Here is a 22,829-nt window from a genome sequence, read left to right as displayed (position 1 = left end):
CCATACTCTCACAGCAGTGTTTGCTCAACAGATCGCCGAGGCGTAAACTGCACTGGTGATGCTTTACCTACTCTCAGTATAAGTTGTGGATATAGCATTGATTGAAAAATCGGTGGAAGCTGTTTTCTGAGGTCTTTCTCCTGAATCGCTTGATTGATGTAAGACACGGACAAGCCTTGATGGGCAAGCTCAAGCAAGAAAATCGTTAATATTCGGCCGGTATTCAACCAGTCGGTTCTATTATCATTGGCGGTGGCAATCACTGCAAACGTCGGACTTCCGTGACGGCACTTATCGACGTTGTACTTGCCAATGCTGCTGCCCCAATTGAACCAGTTCAACATCGGTTTAGACAATAGATTTGGCAATGAAGTATGATAAAAACCATGCCCAGTTAATCCATCTGGTTTTAAGCTCAGCATAGACCGCTGCCAAGAAGTGAACTCAAATCGAAACCAGGGCCTAGCAAACTGACGCTTCACTGCTCTTTCGACCAAATCTGAAAACTTGACAATCGCGCCGATATCTCTTGCTAGTGACAGTTGTACATCAAGAGCATTAGCGTAGCCCTGAACACTTTCGATTGCTTGGTTGGGTGGTTCAGTATCATCAAAATACTTACGGTTCGTTTGCCTGTGTTTGATAGCATGAAACCATGCAATGTCATTTTCAATCGGATCGTAGGTTCCAGTTAGGTTGATATGCGCCAGCAAGTCTCTGTCAGTCGTATTTTCATAATTTATGTTGACCGAAGAGCCAAAATAGTGAGCAGCAACTTCGATCATGCCTATCGCTGCGCCACAACTGATAATTGCCTCGCGAGAATGAGGGTCGACAAACCGGGACACTCTATGTTTGTCTAGAATAATATCCAATCCGCTGTCGGATAGCCGGAAGCGCCAAGGTTGGGCGTTATAATGAGATGGAGCCAGGATCGCATAATTCAATAAAAACGTGAGCTGATGTAGCTCGTCACCATTAAATGGGAACAAGCCATCTTTAATTTCTCGTACGTTAGCGACCATGGGTTTTAGCCGTCAGAATAGTTAAAAGTATAGCTCGTAGGAGCTAGGTTTTCCCTTTTACTAATTGGCAGTGATTTCTATCGGGTTTTCGTTCCTGTCAAACACCACGTAGCGAAAAATATTGTTACCTGTCATCACATCGTTAGTCATTTTGTTTAGATAGGGTTCTGCAGCCTCTGTAGTGGGAGGAGTGTTTGCATCCCCCCCAAGGCTGGCGATAAACACAAAATCCCAATCCTTATTTATGCTGTCCGCTTCCTTCACTAAAGCAGAAAATTCAGATAACTCATCTGGCAATTTATCAACTACCATTTTAGGCTCAATAGAACCCTTTTTATCCTCTCGTTTTTTGCTTTTATTTGTCTCGTCAGTTTTTGCGAACAAGAATAACAAACGCTGCTTTTCGCTTTGCTCTTGTGCTTTAGATAGAAGGTCGGAAAACATACCAGACATAACAAAAGGTTCCTAAGAAATTGCTAACTTAAGCGTACACATCGTTTTCCCTCAATACCATTGTGCACAAGGGGTATTGAACTACCCCTTATTAGGTAAAAAACACTACACCAGCTTACTTCTAACCCCGAGTGTGAGTGTGGTAGTGTCGAAGGGCATGCTCATTCCTCCGACCTTTAGAAAAAGCAGAGACACGTTTTAAGTATCCAATTACGCGAGTTCCATGATCGATATCTTCAGAGCCACACGATGGACAAGCAGGTAAAGTGCGTTTATCAATAGTTTCACAGGTATTGCAGATCGTAATTTTTACGTTAACGCAAAAATAGTTACAACCTGCTTTCGCCGCGATATTTAGAAGATTTAATGCGTTTTTATAGGTTAATGTTTCCTCAAGATTGAGGTGAAGTGCTGAACCACCATCAAGGTATTGATTTAGTTCCTTGCCATGCAGGATAAACTTGTCAATATGGGTGGTACTCGTATTCTCTACAAGATACAGATAACTGTTGTAGCAGTCTCTGTTAACAACGTATCCATCTTGTTTATCCCATTTGGCGTTTTTGACGCCTAAGTTTTCAGCAGGCACAAATTCAGTATTGAACTGACAGTTGAAATGCTTTGATGCAGTCCGGTTTTGTTCGTAAATGACTTGCAATTGCGCCCTAACAAAATCTTTGTATTTCCGATTATTACCGACTTCAATACCTAAAAACTCAGCAGCTTCTGCTAGTCCGTTGACTCCCAGCGTTAAAAATTGCTTATCCAGGCTAATGAAGCCTGCGTCATAAACAGGCAATGCTCCAGCTGCTTTATACTCCTCGATGAGTCGACGATAAGCGACTTGATACTTGTGTATCTTCTGAACTTCACTGCTTAAATCTCTGCCATCCTGAATTAATCGGTTCATATTTATGGTGATGACATTAATGGAGCCTGTCGATACGCCGCCTGCACCTAAGCTATATGAAAACGTATTGTCGGTGATCTCGTTGCGCAATCGGCAACAAGAGGCTAATGAATCGGCACTCTCAGATTGGTAAACAAAAAATGAGTTACCTTCACTCATCGCTTTAGCGCATGTCGCTGCGAAATTGACATCTTTGACTGCCCCGTTCTTTGTCAGCATTGCCGCTGTCACCACAGGGAACGTGAGTACTGCCCGCTTACGTTCATTGTTAAACCAATCCAGAAAAAAAGCCTGAAGCGATTCAATATTCTTCCATTCGGGTTTGCTCATGTCAGGAAATACAAACTCACCAAACATCGAGTCAAAGTAGAATTTGTCATACAGCGATATGTTCCAAAACACGCTCTGGTAGCCGCGCGCAGCCGCAGGTTGGTTGAGCGCATAAACTACATGCTGTAGATGGTTTGCTACTTCTTTGGCATGTGTACTGAGATAATTTTCACCATAATCTCGACGCGCAAAATGATCGAAGTAAATCAAGAACTCGACAGTGGCGATGGCACCTGCAAATTGCGCGCTGATAGCAAAAACCAAGTTAACAAAACTACCGCAGAAAGACTCTATGTGTTGAGGAGCTCTGGATTCACCACCAAGTTCAGTCAACCCATTTAGGAGAAATGGGTACATTGTTATTGAGGTGCAATATGGCTTTAGGCTGGTTTCATCATGCACATAGATCTCATGTGACTCGATTTGCCGCTGGTACTCAAGGGCTAGTTCTTGACCAAACAGTTCCTTAATCTTATTACTCACCAGTGCTCGGTTTACCTGAATAAAATAGTCTTTCATTAGTTCTGCTTCGAGTGTGGCAATGTTTTTGTTTGTCACATTCGCGTTAGCGTCCAACTTCGCGCCATCAGCAGCTGTTTCAGCATTTAAATAACTATCGATAAACTGCAGTTTTTGTTTTATATGTTTATCATCAAGTGTTAGCACACGTATTCTCCCAAAATTTGTGGTTTAGTGATTCGCCTGTATAGACGTTTATTAGTTTTTGATTGGTCGACGGAGAGTCGAGTCCGCCAAGTGAAAATACCCACTTACCGGTTTTCAGGAATGACAATAACTCTTGGATTTTTGGAGATACTCTAGGGAGTCCGGTGTAGAGACAGGTCTTCAGCTGGGTTTGCCTAGCTATAAGGAGTTTTTCTCTTAGCGCCTCTGCATGCCATTCACCACCAAAAAAGAGCACGCACGTTATGAAACCCTCATATTTATCTAAGTAAGTAGCAAACAGTTCATTGGTAAGCGGCGCTCCCAAATTGCTGTCCCAGATATCTTGGCTATGGCAGCGTTCACAACGCAGTTTACAACCGGTTATCGTAAAACCGAGTGACACTTCATCAGGCACTTCCTGGAAGAGAACTTGAGGTTCCAGTGAGTTAAAAAGGGGCTGCATTTGAAAGTCCCCAGAACAATATATAGTGTATTTTTATACACGCAGGTGTAATCCCCCCATTTTAAGCAGCAGTTATTCGTAGAATTAATGAACCGCTTGCGTTAATTGTTTGGGCGGAATGCCTCCGATGGCGGTGTTAGGCCGCTCGTTGTTATAAAGCCAAAGCCACTGAGTGGCAAGTTCTTGTGCATGCTCAACGCTATCGAACAGGTGTAAATCGAGCCATTCATGACGAACTGTTCGATTAAATCGTTCAACATAGGCATTCTGAGTCGGTTTACCTGGTTGAATGTAGAGCATCGTAATTTGATGTTTTTCAGCCCAGTTAATCAGCTCGCTTGACAAATATTCTGGGCCATTGTCGCAGCGAATCGCCGCAGGTTTTCCTCGCCATTCAATGACTTGCTCTAATGCACGAATAACGCGAGCACTTGGCAATGATAAATCAACTTCAATGGTTAACCCTTCGCGGTTGTAATCATCAATAACGTTAAATGTTCGAAGTAGACGCCCATCAGCCAAGCTGTCGGACATAAAATCCATTGACCAAACTTGATTCATTGCTGTTGGTACGCTTAAAGCGTCCGGTTTGTCGCGTCGCAGGCGACGCTTAGGTTTAATTCGTAAGTTCAGCTCTAGCTCTCGGTAAATGCGATACACGCGTTTGTGGTTCCATGGAAACCCTTTCACGTTACGCAAGTGCAAAAAGCATAAACCAAAACCCCAGCGCTTGTGCGCGGTGGTTAAGCGCAGCAACCAGTCAGCAATCACAGCGTTTTCATCGCTGAGTTTGCTTTGGTAGTGGTAACAGCTCTCGCTAATACCCATACAAACACAGGCAAAACGAACGCTAATACCATGACGTTGAATGGCAGCTTGCGCCATCTCTTTGCGCTGAGATGGCTTTACAGCTTTCCCTCAAGGGCTTCCTTGCGGATCTCAGCCTTGAGTCGCTCTTCGGCATACATTTTCTTGAGGCGTTTATTCTCATCTTCAAGCTCTTTAAGGCGTTTCATCATGGATGCGTCCATGCCGCCAAACTTGGCGCGCCATTTATAAAATTGAGCCGAGCTCATGCCGTGTTCACGGCAAAGCTCCGGAACGGGTACACCGTTCTCGTTTTGTTTCAGAATCGCTAAGATCTGACTGTCTGTGTATCGTGATTTGCGCATAGAAAACTCCTTCGTTTTAGTTTAACGGAATTTTCTACTTATAACTGCTCCGATTTTTCGGGGGGATTACAAGGCAGCTCTTCTTCTGGAGTGTTGGGGTTCAACTGTAGAAAAATTGATTGAACTCTTCGGGCCGCATAGGCTAGTGTATATTTCTTGTTAGTCAGTATGTACTTATCAGTTACTCGCCGAAAAATGCGCTTTATTTCATCCGTCACGACGGGGGCTTGTCCAGGAGCATTTTTCCTCGTTCTACCTTTCTTAACGCTCGTTTCTCTGGGTTTCCCTTTCCCGCCACAATGTTGAAAATTAGGTAGCAACGCATACAAAGACATTCCTCGCTGCCAGTACAATATAAGCCATTTATACAGACTATGCTTATGGATGCCTGTCTGTTCTGAGCAACGTTCAATAATTTTAAAACGTTCACTTTTGTAAAACAGGCCTTCTTCACCAAGTAAGGGCTCGATATTTTCATATCGGTTTCTCGCAACCTTAATATGTTCTTCTTTAATACCATGCAGCCCCAGAAGAAAAGGGTCTTTTATTCTCATTGCAGTCTCATCAAAAAAAGCCTCTTCGATTTGTGAATACATAATCCTGAAAGGAAAACTTTTCTTATCAAGGTCTATATCAATGCAGGTAGCAACACCATCAGCCGTATGAAGCACCCGCAGTGATCTGCCTTGAAATCTGAATACTTCGTTAACGAGTAATTGCATACACTTGTCCTCGCGATGTGTCACTGCCATCTAAAATGTCTTTTACCGTCAATTCATAGAATGGATGTGCAAGATCTACGCTGATATATCTGTGTGCAACGAGCTTCCGAAGATCTTTCAGGGATTCCCCCATAGGCAAGTCATATGCAGTATCAATTTGTTGTGAAAGCATTCTTATAGGCATTGTTACCAAGCATTGGGTAGCGATATGCCTGTATAGCTGTAACTTGTGTTCAAGTTCCGAAGTGGTTAGTGACTCAGCTAACATCGGTTGTAACCATTGAACGTTTTCAACAACAGACTTGGGAATATCCTTCTCAGTTAATATAAGGAAGGTAACTTTTTTTCTCGCCCAATAGCGTCTTTCAAGTTCGAGTTTCTCAATAACTCGCGGGTCGTCAAGTTGTTCACTCGGTTTGATTTGAATAGCGATCAACATGCTCTGCTTACGCAACTTGATCAATAAATCGGTTGTCATGACAATCAATTTACCTCGTACTGCGGGGTGCTTGATGCCTGTTTCGTCAGCAAGAAGATTCGATTGTATGGGATCCAGAGCAAACTGCTCTTTTATATCAATTACGTCCTCATTCCAATCAAGTAAGAGGAACGCTGATAGTTCAATCAATGAAAGAAAATGATGATTTCTACCGGTTGTTCGACCAAGAACAATAGAAGATACACCTTTGGATGACACATCGTGAACTTTCAACCAAGGTTCATAACTAGCTTCAGATTGCGCTGACCAAAGATTGTATTTGTCGAGAAGATTTGCGGAGTGTTTTGAAGTCATTCTTGTCTACCATGAGCATACTATCCAAAATTCACCCTTAACTGCCGTGTGGACTACAGCAGTAAGAGGTGATTTCAGGCATTGCTCTATGCCAGACAATATTATTAATACGATCTTAGTTTTTTTTTGTCAAGAAATTGTCCATTTTCAGCTTCTACGGAAAACCTAAAAAACAGTAGTGTTCAGAACATGCACCACAAGAGCCGCTTTGGCCCTGATGTATTTCTCTCACTACGTTGTCCTTTATAGGTCGGTAATATAGTTAACCTTGTTTAGCCGGCGACTTAATAAGTCGGTCACCGACTTTATTCCTAAGTCACTAACTTTATTCCTAAGTCACCGACTTTATTCCTGAGTCATCGACTTTATTCCTAATTCACATTCGGGTTTAGTCTGCCACTACAGATTATTCCACTGTTTTGGAGTAAATTTCGCTATATAATTGGATTGGTTTTGCTTTAACCCTATGATTTTTTTAATAAGTTCGCTCGCAATCTTTTGGTTACTCGACCTTTTTTTATAGTGTATCCCTTCGATTTATCCATTGGGTCCGTATACACGAATCTATCATCAACATATGGTAACCTAAACTCGATCAGTAATTCGTGCTCTCGTAAGTCGTTGTTAGTCACAACTATTTTACTGACTATTCCCTCTAGTAATTTTTTGCGATCTTCTAGCGAGAAATTAGGGTCTCTAAATTTATCAATTTGTTTGGCAAATTCCTTCACCCAGTCCGCCCACTGCTTTTGTTTTTGTTCTTCGATTGACGATTGGGCGATTTCTTTAAGTTCTGCCTCTAGGTCAAGACGGTGTTGTTCTAGTCTTTTGATGATTCCTGCGGTTTCTGTTTTATTCCTTTTGCCGAGCAAAACTAAACTTTCAAAATTTACGATTGCTTCAACTACGTCTTTCAATTCCTTTTGAAGTTTTTTCTTTCTGACCTCAATTTTTTTCAGTTCTAACGATGACTTTTTGTGCGATCTTTGCCCTAAAACTTGAGTTTTTATGTCTTCTTTAAATTGATGTGAATTGGAAAGAACTGATACGACAGTTTCCCATACAACCTCATCAGTTCTATCAATTCTAATGTTTCTATTTGAACCGCAAATTACATGGCGATCTGTGAACTTCGTTTTGAATTTATTGGTTTTTTGAAGACAGGAGTAATATGACGTCTGTTTCGTCTTATAGTTGCCGCCATAACGCGCACCACAATGACCGCAATACAAAAGTCCCGAAAGTAAGTATGTATATTTCTGATTACTTGTTTTTGCTCTTTTGTTTCCTAACTTCCCATAAGAACGTTTTTCGCGTAACTCACGAACCGCCTTAACCAATGGTGCTTCAAGTAGACTGGGGCATAAAACTCGTATCGTCTCACCAGATTTTTTGTCGGTGTAATTGTAATACCCCTCATAGTGCGTGTTAGTCAGTAATTTATCGATTGACCCATGGGACCAAACGGCATTACCCCGACGCGTTTCAACGCCATTTTGAAGTAATTTTGTTCTTATCTCGTCAATCGATGCTCCATCTCGGTAATTTTCATAGATAAACTTTACCCATAGGCGTTCATCTTCATTCGGTATGAGTTTGTGATTTTCAATCATGTAACCATAAGGGGGCGGTCCACCCATCCAGTTCCCTTGACGAATACGCTTTAATTTGCCGAGACGAAACCGCTCCATTCTCAACTGGTTATCATACTGAGAGATTTCGCTTAAAATCCCCAGCATCAAATTGGTTTGTGGGTCTGATAAAATCTGCTTGCCGGTTGGAGTGTGAAGAGTAACTTCATTCTCTATCAACTTAAATCGGATCATTCCCCAAGTATTGATGTTTCTCGACAGGCGATCGGTATTCCACACATAAAGGTGCTGAACAATGCCTTCATCAACTTGCTGTAGCAATTCACTAAGAACAGGTCTATTACTCAAATCATCTTTGGAAGATGAACGTGCGCCTTCGTTCCAAACCTTGTAGTCCACACCCAATTTTTGCGCGCACTTAATTCCGAACTCCAGTTGAGTTTCTAATGATGTGCCTTCCTCTTCCTGAGAGGTTGTGGAAACGCGAGTGTAAATATGCAGGGTATTTTTCATTAGGATAGTATAAAGCAACTCTCAGAAAGTTAAATGGTATAGATTTCGCCAGATAAAAATCAGTCTACAACAAACACCCAGTAGGAATTCCTAAAATAGTTTGATAAATTGTAAAATCATTTGGATAGAGTAATGAGTAATGTCAAAAGACTTTAAGCAAACGCTATGGAAAGCAGCAGATAAACTCAGGGCACAAATGGATGCTGCTGAGTACAAGCACATCGTTCTGGGTTTGATTTTCCTCAAGTACATTTCAGACACGTTCGTAAAACAGCAGGATAAAGTCGAGAAAACGCTGAGCGATCCATCCTCCGACTACTTTATAAGTGAAGACCCCACTGAATATGCTGAAGAACTCGAAGAGCGTGATTATTACACGCAAGATAACGTTTTCTGGGTTCCTCAACAGGCGCGATGGGAAACATTGCGGTCAAAGGCAAAACAACCTGACATAGGTTCTCTAATTGATGGTGCCATGACCGCGATTGAAAACGAGAACCCCTCGTTACGTGGAAAGTTGGACAAACGTTTTGGTCGGGCACAATTGGGACAGGGCGTTTTGGGTGAATTAATCGACCTCATTTCTACGATTGGTTTTGCTGATAAATACGACTCTTCAGACTTACTTGGTGAAGTTTATGAATACTTCTTGGGTCAATTCGCATCTGCCGAAGGTAAAAAAGGTGGACAGTTCTACACGCCTTCCCATGTTGTAAAAACTCTAGTCGCAGTGCTCTCGCCTCACTCTGGACGAGTGTACGATCCATGTTGTGGTTCAGGCGGAATGTTCGTTCAAAGTGAGGAATTTGTAAAAGCGCACGGTGGTCGTGTGGATGACATTTCTATATATGGACAAGAAAGTAACCCCACCACATGGCGGTTAGCGGCGATGAACCTAGCGATTCGTGGTTTTGCCGCTGACTTGGGTAAAGAACCTGCAGATACCTTTGCCCGTGACCAGTTTCCGGATGTGAAGTTCGACTACATCATGGCGAATCCACCCTTCAACATCTCTGACTGGGGTGGCGAGAAATACGAGAGTGACCCTCGTTGGCAGTTCGGCAGACCCCCAATAGGTAATGCGAACTACGCATGGTTACAGCACATGTTGTGGAAGTTGCGCCCGGGCGGTCAGGCAGGGGTTGTCCTCGCTAACGGTTCGATGAGTTCTAACACCGGTGGTGAAGGTCAGATAAGAGAAGCAATGGTGCGAGGGGACGTAGTTGAGGTCATGGTCGCACTGCCCGGTCAGTTGTTCTTGAACACGCAAATTCCTGTGTGTCTGTGGTTCCTCACAAACGACAAGACCATGAACGGAAGAGACCGCAGAGGCGAGACTCTCTTCATTGATGCCCGTCAGTTGGGAACCATGGAAACCCGTGTTCTCAAGGTGTTTACCGATGAGGACATTGCAAGGATTCAAGAGACCGTGCAATCGTGGAAGACGGGGGAAGATTACGAGGACGTAGCAGGATTCTGTAAGTCAGCGTCTCTGGAAGAGATTGAAAAGAATAGTTTTATTCTGACGCCCGGTAGGTATGTAGGAGCAGAAGAAACATCGATGGACACAGAGGCGTTTACGCAAAAGATTAAAAAATTATCTGAGTCACTGCATGCTCTGCAGGATGCGTCTTCGAAGTTAGACCAAGAGATTGTTTCAAACCTATCTATGTTTGAGGATGTGTAGTGCGCTTAGTTCCTGTTGACACTTACCTTAACTTTGGAAACGGGAAGAAGCGCCCTGCCGATGAAGGAGGTGGAACCTTCAATGTGTTTGGTTCCAACGGAGTTATTGGTCACTGCGATGAATTCAATAATCCCGCTGGAACAATAATCATAGGTCGTGTCGGGTCTTACTGTGGTTCGGTGCATTACAGTCCAGAACAATGTTGGGTTACTGATAATGCAATCAAAGGCACTGCAAAGACTGGTGCTGATGCTCGCTACTGTTACTACTTATTGTTGACGAGGGATTTGCATTCGTTGAGAGGTGGTTCAGGACAACCCCTGATCAATCAAACAAGTCTTAAATCCCTTGAGGTACCCGAACGAAGTTTTGCTGACCAAAAAGCAATCGCCCACATCCTTGGCACCCTAGACGATAAGATCGAACTCAACCAAAAGATGAATCAAACCCTCGAGGAGATCGCCAAGGCAATCTTCAAATCATGGTTTGTGGATTTTGACCCTGTGCGAGCGAAGGCAAAGGGTCGCCCCATAGGTCTTCCCCCTGAAATCAGTGATCTGTTTCCTGATGAGTTGGTGGATTCAGAGATAGGGGAGATTCCGAAAGGGTGGGAAGTAAAAACCATTGAAGATGTTGCCAAGGTTACCAGTGGTAAAAGACCACCGGAAAAGGAAAGCGTCCAAAGTGAGACATGCCAATATGCCGTTTATGGCGGTGCCGGACCGATGGCATTCTGTAGTGAACCGCTTAACTTCACCAAACCGGCGATCATCACTGGCAGGGTGGGAACACTCGGGAAAGTTTTCTATCTAACAGACGATTGTTGGGTTTCAGATAACTCAATCCTCATTTGCGATGCGGGTGTCTACTCACCGCTGGTCTTCTACGTTCTGCAGTCAGTTGATCTGACCGCTCTTAATGTTGGATCAACACAACCACTGGTGACCGGCAAGGACATCAAAAATCTAAATTTGGTCGCACCCTCGGACAGTCTCTTGCAAGAGTACAAAGGACTTTTTGACCTGATCAAAAATCGCCAATCCACTGCAAATGCGGAGATTGAAGTCCTCGCTGAACTGAGAGACACACTCCTGCCCAAACTCATCTCCGGTGAACTCCGCATCCCTGACGCAGAGAAGTTTCTTGAAGAGGCGGGTATCTAATGGCGTTGGTAACCGAAGATCAGGTCGAACTACAAAGTATCGATTGGTTTAAAGACCTCGGTTACCAGTATGTCTGTGGATATGACATTGCGGTTGATGGTGAGACACCGGAGCGCACGGATTACCGATCTGTAGTTCTCAAAGATCGACTCCTCTCTGCGCTGACCCGCATGAATCCAGATATTCCTAAGTCAGCGATAGAAACTGCGCTATCTCAACTGATGAACCCCAACATCCCTGCTCTCATGTCGTGCAATCGTCAGGTGCATTCGTGGTTAACCAAGGGGGTAAAGGTCACCTATCAGGAAGGTAACGAGACCGTTGGCAAGCAACTAGTGGTCATCGACTTTGAAAACCCTGAGAACAACGATTGGTTGGTGGTGAATCAGTTCACTATCCACGGTCAAAAACAGAACCGTAGACCTGATGTGTTGGTCTTCCTCAACGGTCTTCCGTTGTCCGTGATCGAACTCAAGAATGCCGCTGATGAACACGCAGACATCTGGGCAGCATACAACCAGTTACAGACCTACAAGAACGACATCCCAGACCTCTTCAACTACAACACCTGTCTGGTCATCTCAGACGGTATCTATGCACGTCTGGGGTCGCTGTCTGCCAATGAAGAACGGTTCATGCGGTGGAGAACAATTGATGGAGTAGAGGTAGACCCATTGGGTCAGCACCGTGAACTGGAGACACTGATCAAGGGACTGTTTAACAAAGAGGTCTTCCTCAGTTACCTGCGCTACTTCTGCATCTTTGAGGACGATAAGACCGTCATAAAGAAGATTGCGGGTTACCACCAGTTCCATGCAGTGCAAGCAGCGGTAGAGAGTGTTGTGAACGCCTCAGGCGTCTCAGGCACGAAGAAAGGCGGGGTGGTATGGCACACGCAAGGGGCAGGTAAATCTATCGAAATGGCGTGTCTGGCAGGTCGCCTGATCGCTGAACCTCGCCTTGAGAACCCTACCCTAGTAATGGTGACCGACAGACAAGACCTAGATGGTCAGTTGTTTGGCGTCTTTGCGGGTGCAGGCGATCTTCTAGGTGAGACACCGAAGCAAGCAAATTCTCGTGCTGAGTTAAGAGAACATCTGATGAACCGTCCCTCGGGCGGAATCATCTTCACCACCATTCAGAAGTTCGGACTGGATGCAGACGAGGACAAGTTCCCTGTACTGACAGATCGCCACAACATCGTGGTAATTGCAGACGAAGCGCATCGGACTCAGTACGGGTTCAAGGCAAAGATCGACAGTGAGAGTGGAACCATCAAGTACGGTCTCGCCAAATCACTCAGAGATGGTCTACCTAACGCTACCTTCCTAGCATTTACCGGAACACCTATCTCTCAGGACGACAGGGACACACAAGCAGTCTTTGGTGAATACGTTTCGGTTTATGACATACAGCAAGCAGTGGAAGACGGTGCGACTGTCCCGATCTATTACGAGTCTCGTCTCGCCAAGATAAACCTAGATCAGTCAGTTCTTCCCAATGTGGATGAGGAAGTAGAGACCATCCTTGATGATGAGACTGCAGACGAACGAGAGAAGGAAAAAGCGAAAAGTCAGTGGTCTGCGCTAGAGGCGATTGTCGGTACCGATGCCCGTCTTCAAGAGGTTGCCGAAGACCTAATCACCCACTACGAAAAACGCAACGAAACCCAGTTGGGTAAAGCGATGATCGTCACGATGTCACGGGACATCTGTGTTCGTCTGTACGACAAGATTGTTGAGATTCGACCTGAGTGGCACTCAGATGACCACATGTCAGGTGCCATCAAGGTGGTGATGACTGCATCAGCATCAGACAAGGCGTATCTCCAACCCCATCACACCAACAAAGCACAGAAGAAAGACCTAGAGAAACGGTTCAAAGATCCAGAAGACCCGTTGAAGATCGTCATCGTCAGGGACATGTGGTTAACGGGGTTCGATGCACCTTGTCTCGCCACTATGTACATCGACAAACCGATGCAGGGCGCAAACCTTGCTCAAGCAATCGCTAGAGTGAATCGTGTCTTCAAGGACAAACCCGGCGGATTGGTGGTCGATTACATCGGTATCGCACCGCAACTCAAGGAAGCACTTGCTACCTACAGTGCCGCACAAGGGAAAGGTAGACCCACAATCGATTCCAGTGAGGCGCTACGAATACTCAAGGAGAAGATTCAGGTTGCACGAGACCTTTTACATCCCTTGGATTGGAGTGAGTTTAGAACGAAAGCACTGCAACTAATTCCTGAGTGTCTAGATCACGTGCTTGAACAAGAAGACGGTAAGCGTAGATATGCCGATACCGTTCTGCAGATGACCAAGGCATTCGCACTCTGTGGGACGTTAGACGAAGCACTTGAACTCTCTCCGGAAGTCGCCTTCCATCAAGCGATTCGTGCACCGCTGATCAAAGGTGGTAATCCAGACAGACCGAAGAAGAATGTTGATTACGAACTGCGTCAATTGGTCTCACAGGCAGTCGTAGGCGAGGGTGTGGCGGACGTATTCAAACTTGCAGGTCTAGAGTCACCCGATATCTCTATCCTTTCTGATGACTTTCTCAGAGAAGTTATGAAGATGCCTCATAAGAACCTTGCGGTGGAACTACTTCAACGACTTATCAAGGAAGAGGTGAAAACCAAGTTTAAGACTAATGTTGTCAAACAACATAAATTTAGTGAGTTACTAGAAAAATCACTTGGCAAATATGCCAACAGAGCAGTCGAAGCAGCACAAGTCATAGAAGAACTGATTGCGATGGCAAAACAGTTTCAAGAAGATTTATTGAGGCGAGAACGTCATAACTTGAGTGTTGAAGAAGAAGCATTTTACGATGCTCTTGCTCAAAATGATTCAGCATCAGAGTTAATGGGCGAAGAAGTGTTAGTCGAGATGGCACGTGAAGTCTCGAAAAAATTAAGAGCAAACTTAACTGTAGACTGGGCAGTAAAGGATAGTGTTAGAGCAAGGTTGAGAATAATCATTAGAACACTACTCAAAAAATACAAATATCCGCCAGACCAACAAAAATATGCTATTGAGACTGTTCTTAGACAAGCAGAAGTGATTTCAGAGGACGTTTTGTATGATTGATTATGATGATCTTATTAATGATCCAGACCCCATAATACAGAAAATGGTGAAGGGTGAGTTTAGTCGAACAGATAGGAAGCAAGTTTATGACAATGCAACGAAGAGATTAAAAAAAAATATCGACGTTGAAAGAGCAAAACGAATAATTTACGCATACAAATCAATCGAAGTTCCTCCACTACAACAAGAATACGTGTTTATGGGATTCTGTCCCGGTGCAACATTAGAAAATAGACAAGATGAATTGTGGTATGCAGATGGTATTTGTGAGTTTGACTGGGTATCAGACCCAGTTCAAATGAAACGGTTTTATGATATTCAAGTGGGGGATATTATCGTTACTAAGAAACGTGAGAAATTTGGCGAAACCATGATGTTATCTGGACATGGAAAAGTAAGATTACTTGAAGAGTCAAGGAGAACAGGAAAACGTTATCTAAGAGTTGACTGGATTGTTCCTGATAAGTTTTTAATTGTTCCATTAATAGGTTGTCATTCAACCGTCAACACTCGCAGTCTAAAGATGGTTGAAGAAATGATGCCCGAAGAGTTCTGGGAATGGTTAGGCGAAGGTAGAAGAGTTGACTAGTCAACAAACACGTCAAATATACCCTTTACCAAATCGACCTTCACATACTTCTAATAGGTGAAATATTCCACCTTTGTATTGACGCCGAAATGCACCGGAAAAGCGCCGGAAAAAGTTGTATATAAAAACGCAAAAAGTTGTATAGCATCGCAATTTTCGTGATCTAAGTCTTATAAATACTCCTGAACACCAAAAAGGAGTATTTATGCATCATGAATATCGATACGGTTAACCTCAAAACCGAAGTTTTTAACTGGTTAAATGAGAGTCTAACCGCTCATCAACAAGACTTAGTCGCTGTGACATTAACCTTCAAACAAGGTATTAAAATCAGTGAATCTGCTGGCGCTGCATTCGTTAGATTAGACCGCGAAAAGGCGGAGCAGAATTTACGTCATTTTTTGAACATATTGAATCAACGTATCCTTGGTAAGCGGTTTCGACGATTCAATCATCGACTAATTTCAGTTCCTGTATTTGAACATGATGAACTCACTCGTTTTCATGCTCACTTAATACTTGAAAAACCACAGCACCTATCCCTAGACGAATTTACTGTTTTAATCCAAGAGTATTGGACGTCAACGCAATTCGGTTATAGAAATATTGATGTGCGAGCAATAAACGACTCTGGTTGGATATCATACTTACTTAAAAATAGAACGAAGACTGATGGTGTTCTTGACGCCATTGATCTGAGTAATTGCCACTTACCAAACCGTCGATTAGAACAAACCACTTGTCGGTAATAATGCCCTTGTGAACTGAGCGATGTAGGCAAACTAAAGCAGTCGTGCTGCTTTAGTTTTTAAGTGTGTCTAACAATAAATTAAGGATCAACTAATGACTTCTAACAACGAAAAACAAACTAAACAACGAGTGATAAAACACCTTCAAGGTTATAGAAAGTCTCAAATTGAAGTATGGGATTTAAATCGAGGTAACAAACAAGATTTCATTAAGTCACTTGAGAAATTACTGTTGAATAAAGACCTTTCGATTTTGATTCTTGAAGTGGATCGTTAGTCGTTAAGACGTTACAACAACGATTAACGTAAGCAAAGTCTCACAAAAAAGTCAGAAATGGGTCACTATGAATCTTCTGAGGTCTTATGTTACTTTTTGAAGGCAATCTGAACCCATCAGGTTGTGTAATGCAATTATTAAACGTCATTATTAGGACAAGGATGTTCGACCACATTGACGTTTTACAAACCCTTAAAACAAACTGTCTTGTCGACTGAAAAACCTTTTGCTGTGTAACAAGCACCCTTACAATTCAATAAAAATTCTTCCAAACTCGTTTCAGACACTTCACCCTGTCGCCGCAAAAACGCTCTCAACCGCGCATCCTTATTGCCCTCTGAATCTATCACTAAGTAACCATGGTGCTCCTCTGCTTCACTGAAACTTTTTAAACTCAAACATCCGAATCCTGCACGCAAAATTTCACTTTCAACTTTCGTGTTTCGTTGACTTTTTATCACCCCAAAAGGACGATTGACTAAAAACTGGTGAAGACGCTTTAAACTCTCATCCCGTTCTGCTTGTTCAATTTTTTTCATGTTGATTGCCTAACGATTGATTGGCGGGTGTCGGTGGGTTGTTTCACCATCGAAGTGGTAGTTATTGATTGAGGGAACAATGATGATTGAAGGGGATTACTAGGCAATATAGACCTCTATATATCACCGGACCTACAGTTTAATATTATAATAACAAACACAAAAAGTAAAATAATCTCATTTAAAACAGTTGTTTAATTCAATTTCGACTGGATTTCCTATTGAGCACGACTGAAAAAATTCAAAGCAAACTAAATGCCTTAGAAAAGTCTTTAAAAGCACAAAAGCACCTCGAAAAACCAACTCAATTTTACGAGCAACTGTGCTCCTGCAGCATTTACCTTCACCTGATGACGGACGAAGAACGCGATTACATCAACTGCGCTCGTTTTGCGTTTGAAGAGCAAATCGCCTGGCAAAGTTGAACCAAAAATTTTGACGATAAAGGGTCAAAAATAAATGCATTTATTTTTGTTAGGTGTAAGCAGACGATTATTCGTAAAAAACCAACTAACCCTAAAACCTCAGTCTGTCGTGATCTCATTATTTTTGCTGTGAAATGTCTTTTTGATGAAACTATTAACTTAGTTGGTGGTTTATCTTGCTCCTTGAACTGCGCACTATTTTCTTGCGGCATGAAGCAATCCTCTAGAAATGCTTAAAACCGGTTAGATGTATTATTTTTGTATCAATTCAGATATATTAGAAGTATATCTGACTCGGTTCTATGGTGATTTATGAAAAGGTTTTTAGTTGTTTTGCTGCTGTTCCTTGGATCCACAATTGCAGTCGCAGACACCGCTAACGAGTATATTGTTAAAGGGTTTTCAGCGTTTAAATCCGGACAACATGAAGAAGGAATCAAGTGGTTCAACTTGGCAGCAGACAGCGGTGATAAAAATGCTTATTTCTATCTTGGCGCAATTTATGCCGAGGGAATGGGCGTTACTCAAGATTTAAATGTAGCGTTCGAATATTACATGCTCGCAGCGGAACAAGGTCACGCTGATGCTGAATACGAACTAGGAGTTTTTTATGCCGAAGGATTCGGTGTCACTCAAGATTATAACGCCGCAATTAAATGGTTCATACGAGCAGCAAAAAAAGGAAACCCTCTTGCTCAATTCAATCTTGGTTTGATGTATCGCAAAGGGGAAGGGGTTGCTCAGGATTACAAAGAAGCAATGAAGTGGTACACGCTAGCAGCAGAGCAGGGTAATCCTCGCGCCCAAGTTAATCTTGCGTCCATGTTTCAAAATGGGGCAGGAGTCACTCAGGATTATAAGGCAGCAGTAAAATGGTACACGTTGGCAGCAGAAAAAGGAAATCCTCTTGCTCAATTCAATCTTGGTTTGATGTATGACCGTGGACTCGGTGTCGTTCAAGATTATCAAACAGCAGTCAAGTGGTATACGCTGGCAGCAGAACAAAATGACGAAAGTGCTCAACTTCGCCTCGGAATCATGTATTACCTTGGAAAAGGTGTTTTAGAGGACTACGTCTATGCTCACATGTGGATTAACATCTCTATTGCAAACGGAAATACAAATGGTACAGAAGCGAGAGATATAATTGCAAAAAAACTGACTCCAGAGCAACTCGCCGAAGCGCAGAAACTCGCTCGAGAGTGCGTTGCGAAAGAGTACAAGGGGTGTTAAGCACCCCTTTTCAACAACGATCATCCTGGTCTTAATAATTTACTGCGACTCGTTATTGAATCTCACCGCCGATTTGTCGAACCTCCGGCAGTAATGCCCGTTTCTAGTAAAAATAGTAATCTCTGGTACTTCATCTATTCCCTATGACTACGGTCAAAAGAATACGACCCAACAACCCACTAAATCGTAGTCATTTAAATCGGTTGACCATTAAGAATACTGCGTTACTATTGACTCTATGAGTTAAAAGAATACAAGGTGAACTATGACTGGTCAAAAAATTGCTTATAAACGGGTAAGTACTGTCTCACAAAATATTGATCGACAACTTGATGGTATGACCTTCGATAAAGAGTTCGTGGATTACGTATCGGGCAGCACAAAAGAACGAAAGCAACTTGAATTATTACTAGAACACATACGTGAAGGCGATGAAGTTTTCATACACGATATCTCACGTTGCGCTCGAAACCTTCAACACCTATTAGAAATAGTTCGAGAAATCACAGGAAAGAAGGTTAAGTTGCACTTTATAAAAGAAAACTTGACGTTTACGGGGGACAAAACTAATCCAATCGAGGAACTTTTACTGTCCTTGCTTGGTTCCGTTTACCAGTTTGAACGGTCAATGATGTTAGAACGACAGCGCGAAGGAATAGCAAAAGCAAAATTGAAGGGTAAATTTAAAGGGCGAAAACCAACTGTTAACAGGGAAGAAATCCTAAAACTACTTGCCGAAGGTCACTCAATGAGAAAGGTCGCGTCTATGACTGGTCGATCACTATCAACAGTTACTCGAGTTAAAGCGAGCGCAGAGCAAAAATCTAGTTAGTCACCTTAGGTATTTTGGCAAAAACATTTAATTACGTCTGATGTAAAAATAATCTTGATCGACAGACACTAAAGTTTTTAATTCACGCTCTTTTCTTTTTTGATACTTGCTTTGAGTCACCCAAACCAGTTTAGGCGTGTAACATAAACCCGTTGGTGTTCTGATTCCGCTATCGTTCAACTTTTTTGAAATTTCAACAGAGTTATAACCACGGTTGTATAAACGCGCAATGAGTTCTAGTCTCATCAACTGATCGTTTGGTAAGTCTTTTAATGTTAGGCGTTGAGTAATGATTTTTATATCAAAACCATAGTCAACGCCTTCATTTTTTATATGGCGAAATCTATTCCACCGTTACCGATTTTGCTAAGTTACGTGGTTGGTCAACGTCGGTGCCTTTGATTAAGGCGACGAAGTACGACAAGAGCTGTAATGGGATGGTATAGACGATTGGGGCGATCACTTCGTCACAGTGGCTGACGTTGATCACGCGCATGGTATCGTCGCTTGCGAAGTGTGCGTCTTTATCGGCAAACACATACATAATGCCGCCACGCGCGCGTACTTCTTCGACGTTTGATTTCAACTTCTCAAGTAACTCATCGTTCGGGGCAACCACGATCACTGGCATATCTTCGTCAATCAGGGCCAGTGGACCGTGTTTAAGCTCACCTGCGGCATAAGCCTCGGCATGGATGTATGAAATCTCTTTTAGCTTTAACGCACCTTCCATTGCAATCGGATACTGGGCACCACGACCTAAGAATAAGCTGTGATGTTTATCGGCAAATTCAGGGGCGAGGGCTTCAATTTCATCACTGAGTAACAAGGCTTCTTCAAGTTTACTTGGGAGCGCTTGTAAGCCATTAACGATAGCCTGGCGACATTCTTCACCAAGCCCTCGCTTGTCACCAATCGCCAGGACCAACATTAAAAAGCCAACCAATTGGGTGGTGAAAGCTTTGGTGGAGGCAACGCCAATTTCGGTCCCCGCGCGCGTCATGTAGGCAAAGTCTGATTCGCGCACCATCGACGAGGTGGCAACATTACAGATCGTCAGGCTTGAGGTGTATCCCAGCTCTTTCGCCAAGCGCAAAGCGGCGAGGGTGTCTGCCGTTTCGCCCGATTGCGAGATGGTGACTAACAAGCTATTTGGATGGACGACTGATTTACGGTAACGGAACTCAGAGGCAATTTCGACGTTACATGATACGCCGGCCATGCTCTCGAGCCAGTACCGCGCAACCATACCCGCGTGGTAACTGGTACCACAGGCAACAATTTGGACATGCTCAATCGTTTGCAAGACATCGAGCGCGCCCTTACCAAATACGTCGTCAGCCAATTGACCATTGATCAAACGTCCTTCTAGGGCATTACGCACAGCAACGGGCTGTTCATGTGTTTCTTTGAGCATAAAGTGGCGGTAGTGGCCTTTACCGCCGGCATCATATTGGCCATCCGACTCATGTACTTCACGCTCAACACGCTCACCGTTAACGTCGTAAACCTTGACCTGTTCACGGGTGATATCGGCCATATCACCTTCTTCGAGGTACATGAAGGTGTGGGTGACCGGTAACAAGGCCAACTGATCAGAGGCGATAAAGTTCTCGCCGATACCTAAACCGATTACGAGCGGGCTACCGGAGCGCGCAACAACTAACCGACCCGGCTCGCGACAATCCATCACCACAGTGCCGTATGCGCCTTCAAGCTTGCGCACAGCGGCTTGTACGGCGAGGAATAAGTCGCTTTCGGTTTTGCGTTCATGGTGCACCAAGTGACAAATAACTTCGGTGTCGGTATCCGAATTAAAGGTATAGCCTAAGCCCTTGAGTTCAGCGCGAAGCTTATCGTGGTTCTCAATAATGCCGTTATGCACCACGGCAATACAGTCTTCGGAAATATGTGGGTGGGCATTGGCTTCAGTGACGCCACCATGAGTCGCCCAGCGGGTATGGGCAATCCCTGTGGTGCCCGCGAGTGGCTGCTCGCCGACAGCGTCTTTTAAGGCTTGCACTTTACCCGTGCGGCGCATGCTTTCGATTTTGCCGTCATCAGTGAGCACCGCAAGCCCTGCTGAATCGTAGCCACGGTACTCAAGGCGCTTTAAACCTTCGAGCAAGATGCTGCTGATACGGCGTTCTGAAGTTGCCCCTACAATTCCACACATACTGCTTAATCCTTGTTTTTCTGTGGCCGTTGCCAGCCTGAAATATTCCGTTGTTTGCCACGGCCAATCGCTAACTCATCCGCCGCAACATCTTTAGTAATGGTTGAACCGGCACCCACGGTGGCGTTATCGCCAATGTGCACTGGTGCAACCAAAGCGCTATTTGAACCAATAAAGGCCCCGGCGCCAATATGGGTTTTCGATTTATTGGCCCCGTCATAGTTACAGGTAATCGTGCCTGCCCCGACATTGGCTTTCGCGCCGACATGCGCATCACCAAGGTAGGTGAGGTGACCGGCTTTTGCACCCGGCCCCATGATTGAGTTTTTCATTTCTACAAAGTTACCAATCGCAGCGCCATGTTCAAGTTTGGCGCCCGGTCGGAGTCGGGCAAAGGGTCCAACTGAACAATTCTCAGCCAATTCCGCGCCTTCAATCACACTGTGTGATTTTACCCGCGAGCCTTTACCAATTTTGCAATCGCGCAACACACAGTTGCTCTCGATAATCACGCCTTCACCAAGCTCGACATCACCTTCGAAAATAACGTTCGCATCGATCACCACGTCATTTTCAATCCAGACGTTACCGCGCACATCAACGCGGGCTGGGTCCATTAAAGTGGCGCCATCGAGCATTAGTTTCTCTGCTTGGCGCTGTTGAAACGCGCGCTCTAATGCAGCAAGTTGCACCCGGTTGTTCGCGCCTTCGACTTCAATTTCGTCATGGGGGTGGGCAGTGGCAATACTGACACCTTCGGCGGCGGCCATGGCGACGATATCCGTGAGGTAATACTCGCCTTGTGCATTGTCATTCGAAAGCGCTTTTAGCCAGCGCTGAAGCGCTTGGCTTTGCACCAACATCATCCCGGTGTTGGCCTCTTGAATCCGCAATTGTTCCGCTGATGCGTCTTTTTGCTCAACGATTCCGACCACTTGCCCTTGATCGTTGCGGACGATCCGGCCATAACCGGTCGGGTTCGCAAGCTTCACAGTTAATAACGCAAGATCGGCTTGCTCGCCCGCACGCAGCAATTGTTTGAGTGTTTCAACGCGCGTCAGTGGCACATCGCCATATAAAATCAGCACTCGCTCATCGCTGTTACGCGTTAAATGAGGGACCACTTGCTGCACCGCGTGCCCGGTACCAAGTTGTTCTGCTTGTTCGACAAATTGCAGCCCTTGCGCATCCAGCGCAGCTTGCAATTGGTCGCCGCCATGTCCGTAAATAACATGGATCTGGCTCGGCTCGAGCTGCTGGGCCGTATCAATAACGTGTTGCACCATAGGTTTATGCGCAACCGGGTGGAGCACTTTAGGGAGCGCTGAACGCATCCGTGTGCCTTTACCTGCAGCTAAGACGACGACTTGTAATGACATGGGTATAATCCGTTTTTCCAAAAAATATAACGAAACAATATCGTAT

21 protein-coding genes are annotated in these 22,829 nt (G+C 44.1%); 8 read left to right on the top strand and 13 right to left on the bottom strand.

Translation table 11 applies throughout. The features are described 5' to 3' along the window. Nucleotides 1-8 precede the first annotated feature (8 nt). The 8 genes from CWI83_RS08840 to CWI83_RS08805 form a co-directional block, all read right to left on the bottom strand. Nucleotides 9-1,025, bottom strand: a complete 1,017-nt coding sequence (locus CWI83_RS08840; RefSeq protein ID WP_126828201.1) for an Acg family FMN-binding oxidoreductase — start codon at nucleotides 1,023-1,025, stop codon at nucleotides 9-11. A 60-nt stretch (nucleotides 1,026-1,085) separates the two neighbouring features. Further along, a complete protein-coding gene (locus CWI83_RS08835) occupies nucleotides 1,086-1,478 on the bottom strand; it encodes a ribonucleotide reductase subunit alpha (protein WP_126828199.1) in 393 nt (130 codons plus the stop codon). Nucleotides 1,479-1,599: 121 nt separating this feature from the next. Beyond that, nucleotides 1,600-3,384: an anaerobic ribonucleoside-triphosphate reductase gene (gene nrdD / locus CWI83_RS08830; protein WP_126828197.1), complete on the bottom strand. Its 1,785-nt coding sequence runs from the start codon at nucleotides 3,382-3,384 to the stop codon at nucleotides 1,600-1,602. After that, entirely contained in the window at nucleotides 3,371-3,847 is a 477-nt protein-coding gene (gene nrdG, locus CWI83_RS08825; protein ID WP_026375786.1) for an anaerobic ribonucleoside-triphosphate reductase activating protein, read from the bottom strand. The genes nrdD and nrdG overlap by 14 nt, the downstream gene beginning before the upstream one ends. An 84-nt stretch (nucleotides 3,848-3,931) precedes the next feature. Further along, nucleotides 3,932-5,019, bottom strand: a protein-coding gene (locus tag CWI83_RS08820) for an IS3 family transposase (RefSeq protein WP_126828195.1) whose coding sequence is annotated in 2 segments (ribosomal slippage) — nucleotides 3,932-4,758 and nucleotides 4,758-5,019 — 1,089 coding nt in all. Because the reading frame shifts where the segments join, the coding sequence is not laid out codon by codon here. A gap of 38 nt (nucleotides 5,020-5,057) precedes the next feature. Continuing rightward, nucleotides 5,058-5,741, bottom strand: a complete 684-nt coding sequence (locus CWI83_RS08815) for a hypothetical protein (protein WP_126828193.1) — start codon at nucleotides 5,739-5,741, stop codon at nucleotides 5,058-5,060. Then, nucleotides 5,725-6,534 carry a TnsA endonuclease N-terminal domain-containing protein gene (locus CWI83_RS08810; protein WP_126828191.1) on the bottom strand — a complete coding sequence of 270 codons (810 nt, stop codon included), beginning with the start codon at nucleotides 6,532-6,534 and terminating at the stop codon, nucleotides 5,725-5,727. The genes CWI83_RS08815 and CWI83_RS08810 overlap by 17 nt, the downstream gene beginning before the upstream one ends. A 464-nt stretch (nucleotides 6,535-6,998) precedes the next feature. Next, a complete protein-coding gene (locus CWI83_RS08805; protein WP_126828189.1) occupies nucleotides 6,999-8,639 on the bottom strand; it encodes a recombinase family protein in 1,641 nt (546 codons plus the stop codon). Between the two features lie 139 nt (nucleotides 8,640-8,778). Here CWI83_RS08805 and CWI83_RS08800 point away from each other — a divergent pair, with 139 nt between their 5' ends. The 6 genes from CWI83_RS08800 (at nucleotide 8,779) to CWI83_RS08775 (ending at nucleotide 16,199) form a co-directional block, all read left to right on the top strand. Then, nucleotides 8,779-10,326: a class I SAM-dependent DNA methyltransferase gene (locus CWI83_RS08800; protein WP_126828187.1), complete on the top strand. Its 1,548-nt coding sequence runs from the start codon at nucleotides 8,779-8,781 to the stop codon at nucleotides 10,324-10,326. Beyond that, nucleotides 10,326-11,489, top strand: a complete 1,164-nt coding sequence (locus CWI83_RS08795) for a restriction endonuclease subunit S (RefSeq protein ID WP_126828185.1) — start codon at nucleotides 10,326-10,328, stop codon at nucleotides 11,487-11,489. Before CWI83_RS08800 ends, CWI83_RS08795 begins: the two co-directional genes overlap by 1 nt. Continuing rightward, entirely contained in the window at nucleotides 11,489-14,584 is a 3,096-nt protein-coding gene (locus CWI83_RS08790; protein WP_126828183.1) for a type I restriction endonuclease subunit R, read from the top strand. The genes CWI83_RS08795 and CWI83_RS08790 overlap by 1 nt, the downstream gene beginning before the upstream one ends. Beyond that, complete coding sequence (locus tag CWI83_RS08785; RefSeq protein ID WP_126828181.1) at nucleotides 14,577-15,173, top strand: hypothetical protein; 597 nt, start codon at nucleotides 14,577-14,579, stop codon at nucleotides 15,171-15,173. Before CWI83_RS08790 ends, CWI83_RS08785 begins: the two co-directional genes overlap by 8 nt. Nucleotides 15,174-15,385: 212 nt before the next feature. Then, nucleotides 15,386-15,922 carry a hypothetical protein gene (locus CWI83_RS08780; protein WP_126828179.1) on the top strand — a complete coding sequence of 179 codons (537 nt, stop codon included), beginning with the start codon at nucleotides 15,386-15,388 and terminating at the stop codon, nucleotides 15,920-15,922. Nucleotides 15,923-16,016: 94 nt separating this feature from the next. Continuing rightward, complete coding sequence (locus CWI83_RS08775) at nucleotides 16,017-16,199, top strand: hypothetical protein (RefSeq protein WP_126828177.1); 183 nt, start codon at nucleotides 16,017-16,019, stop codon at nucleotides 16,197-16,199. Nucleotides 16,200-16,381: 182 nt separating this feature from the next. On the opposite strand, the gene CWI83_RS08770 is transcribed toward CWI83_RS08775, so the two are convergent. Together CWI83_RS08770 and CWI83_RS08765 are read right to left on the bottom strand one after the other, a co-directional pair. After that, complete coding sequence (locus CWI83_RS08770) at nucleotides 16,382-16,738, bottom strand: hypothetical protein (protein ID WP_126828175.1); 357 nt, start codon at nucleotides 16,736-16,738, stop codon at nucleotides 16,382-16,384. A gap of 370 nt (nucleotides 16,739-17,108) precedes the next feature. Continuing rightward, on the bottom strand, nucleotides 17,109-17,375 hold the full coding sequence (locus CWI83_RS08765) for a hypothetical protein (RefSeq protein WP_126828173.1): 267 nt from the start codon (nucleotides 17,373-17,375) through the stop codon (nucleotides 17,109-17,111). Between the two features lie 100 nt (nucleotides 17,376-17,475). On the opposite strand from CWI83_RS08765, the gene CWI83_RS08760 reads away from it, so the two are divergent. Together CWI83_RS08760 and CWI83_RS08755 are read left to right on the top strand one after the other, a co-directional pair. Next, a complete protein-coding gene (locus CWI83_RS08760; RefSeq protein WP_126828171.1) occupies nucleotides 17,476-18,396 on the top strand; it encodes a tetratricopeptide repeat protein in 921 nt (306 codons plus the stop codon). 265 nt (nucleotides 18,397-18,661) lie between these two features. Then, nucleotides 18,662-19,228 carry a recombinase family protein gene (locus tag CWI83_RS08755; RefSeq protein ID WP_126828169.1) on the top strand — a complete coding sequence of 189 codons (567 nt, stop codon included), beginning with the start codon at nucleotides 18,662-18,664 and terminating at the stop codon, nucleotides 19,226-19,228. 27 nt (nucleotides 19,229-19,255) lie between these two features. Here the strand turns inward: CWI83_RS08755 and CWI83_RS08750 are convergent, their stop codons facing one another. From CWI83_RS08750 to glmU, 3 genes are all read right to left on the bottom strand, one after another. Next, nucleotides 19,256-19,474: a hypothetical protein gene (locus CWI83_RS08750; RefSeq protein WP_126828167.1), complete on the bottom strand. Its 219-nt coding sequence runs from the start codon at nucleotides 19,472-19,474 to the stop codon at nucleotides 19,256-19,258. A 97-nt stretch (nucleotides 19,475-19,571) separates the two neighbouring features. After that, nucleotides 19,572-21,404, bottom strand: coding sequence for a glutamine--fructose-6-phosphate transaminase (isomerizing) (gene glmS / locus CWI83_RS08745; protein WP_126828165.1), 1,833 nt, complete (start codon nucleotides 21,402-21,404; stop codon nucleotides 19,572-19,574). A 5-nt stretch (nucleotides 21,405-21,409) separates the two neighbouring features. Beyond that, entirely contained in the window at nucleotides 21,410-22,783 is a 1,374-nt protein-coding gene (gene glmU, locus CWI83_RS08740) for a bifunctional UDP-N-acetylglucosamine diphosphorylase/glucosamine-1-phosphate N-acetyltransferase GlmU (protein WP_126828163.1), read from the bottom strand. Nucleotides 22,784-22,829: the final 46 nt, after the last annotated feature.

Source organism: Pseudidiomarina taiwanensis (assembly GCF_003987435.1).
Classification (GTDB): Bacteria; Pseudomonadota; Gammaproteobacteria; order Enterobacterales; family Alteromonadaceae; genus Pseudidiomarina; species Pseudidiomarina taiwanensis.
Note: the sequence above shows the minus strand (reverse complement) of the source record. Positions and strands in the feature narration are given on the sequence as shown.

Excerpts from the sequence above, each read along its gene's own strand:
- CWI83_RS08800 (WP_126828187.1), top strand. The coding sequence starts at position 8,779 with ATGTCAAAAGACTTTAAGCAAACGCTATGGAAAGCAGCAGATAAACTC.
- CWI83_RS08760 (WP_126828171.1), top strand. The coding sequence starts at position 17,476 with ATGAAAAGGTTTTTAGTTGTTTTGCTGCTGTTCCTTGGATCCACAATT.
- CWI83_RS08790 (WP_126828183.1), top strand. The coding sequence starts at position 11,489 with ATGGCGTTGGTAACCGAAGATCAGGTCGAACTACAAAGTATCGATTGG.
- CWI83_RS08835 (WP_126828199.1), bottom strand. The coding sequence starts at position 1,478 with ATGTCTGGTATGTTTTCCGACCTTCTATCTAAAGCACAAGAGCAAAGC.
- CWI83_RS08805 (WP_126828189.1), bottom strand. The coding sequence starts at position 8,639 with ATGAAAAATACCCTGCATATTTACACTCGCGTTTCCACAACCTCTCAG.
- glmS (WP_126828165.1), bottom strand. The coding sequence starts at position 21,404 with ATGTGTGGAATTGTAGGGGCAACTTCAGAACGCCGTATCAGCAGCATC.
- CWI83_RS08815 (WP_126828193.1), bottom strand. The coding sequence starts at position 5,741 with ATGCAATTACTCGTTAACGAAGTATTCAGATTTCAAGGCAGATCACTG.
- CWI83_RS08770 (WP_126828175.1), bottom strand. The coding sequence starts at position 16,738 with ATGAAAAAAATTGAACAAGCAGAACGGGATGAGAGTTTAAAGCGTCTT.
- glmU (WP_126828163.1), bottom strand. The coding sequence starts at position 22,783 with ATGTCATTACAAGTCGTCGTCTTAGCTGCAGGTAAAGGCACACGGATG.
- CWI83_RS08755 (WP_126828169.1), top strand. The coding sequence starts at position 18,662 with ATGACTGGTCAAAAAATTGCTTATAAACGGGTAAGTACTGTCTCACAA.
- CWI83_RS08810 (WP_126828191.1), bottom strand. The coding sequence starts at position 6,534 with ATGACTTCAAAACACTCCGCAAATCTTCTCGACAAATACAATCTTTGG.
- nrdG (WP_026375786.1), bottom strand. The coding sequence starts at position 3,847 with ATGCAGCCCCTTTTTAACTCACTGGAACCTCAAGTTCTCTTCCAGGAA.
- CWI83_RS08775 (WP_126828177.1), top strand. The coding sequence starts at position 16,017 with ATGACTTCTAACAACGAAAAACAAACTAAACAACGAGTGATAAAACAC.
- CWI83_RS08785 (WP_126828181.1), top strand. The coding sequence starts at position 14,577 with ATGATTGATTATGATGATCTTATTAATGATCCAGACCCCATAATACAG.
- CWI83_RS08750 (WP_126828167.1), bottom strand. The coding sequence starts at position 19,474 with ATGAGACTAGAACTCATTGCGCGTTTATACAACCGTGGTTATAACTCT.
- CWI83_RS08840 (WP_126828201.1), bottom strand. The coding sequence starts at position 1,025 with ATGGTCGCTAACGTACGAGAAATTAAAGATGGCTTGTTCCCATTTAAT.
- CWI83_RS08765 (WP_126828173.1), bottom strand. The coding sequence starts at position 17,375 with ATGCCGCAAGAAAATAGTGCGCAGTTCAAGGAGCAAGATAAACCACCA.
- CWI83_RS08780 (WP_126828179.1), top strand. The coding sequence starts at position 15,386 with ATGAATATCGATACGGTTAACCTCAAAACCGAAGTTTTTAACTGGTTA.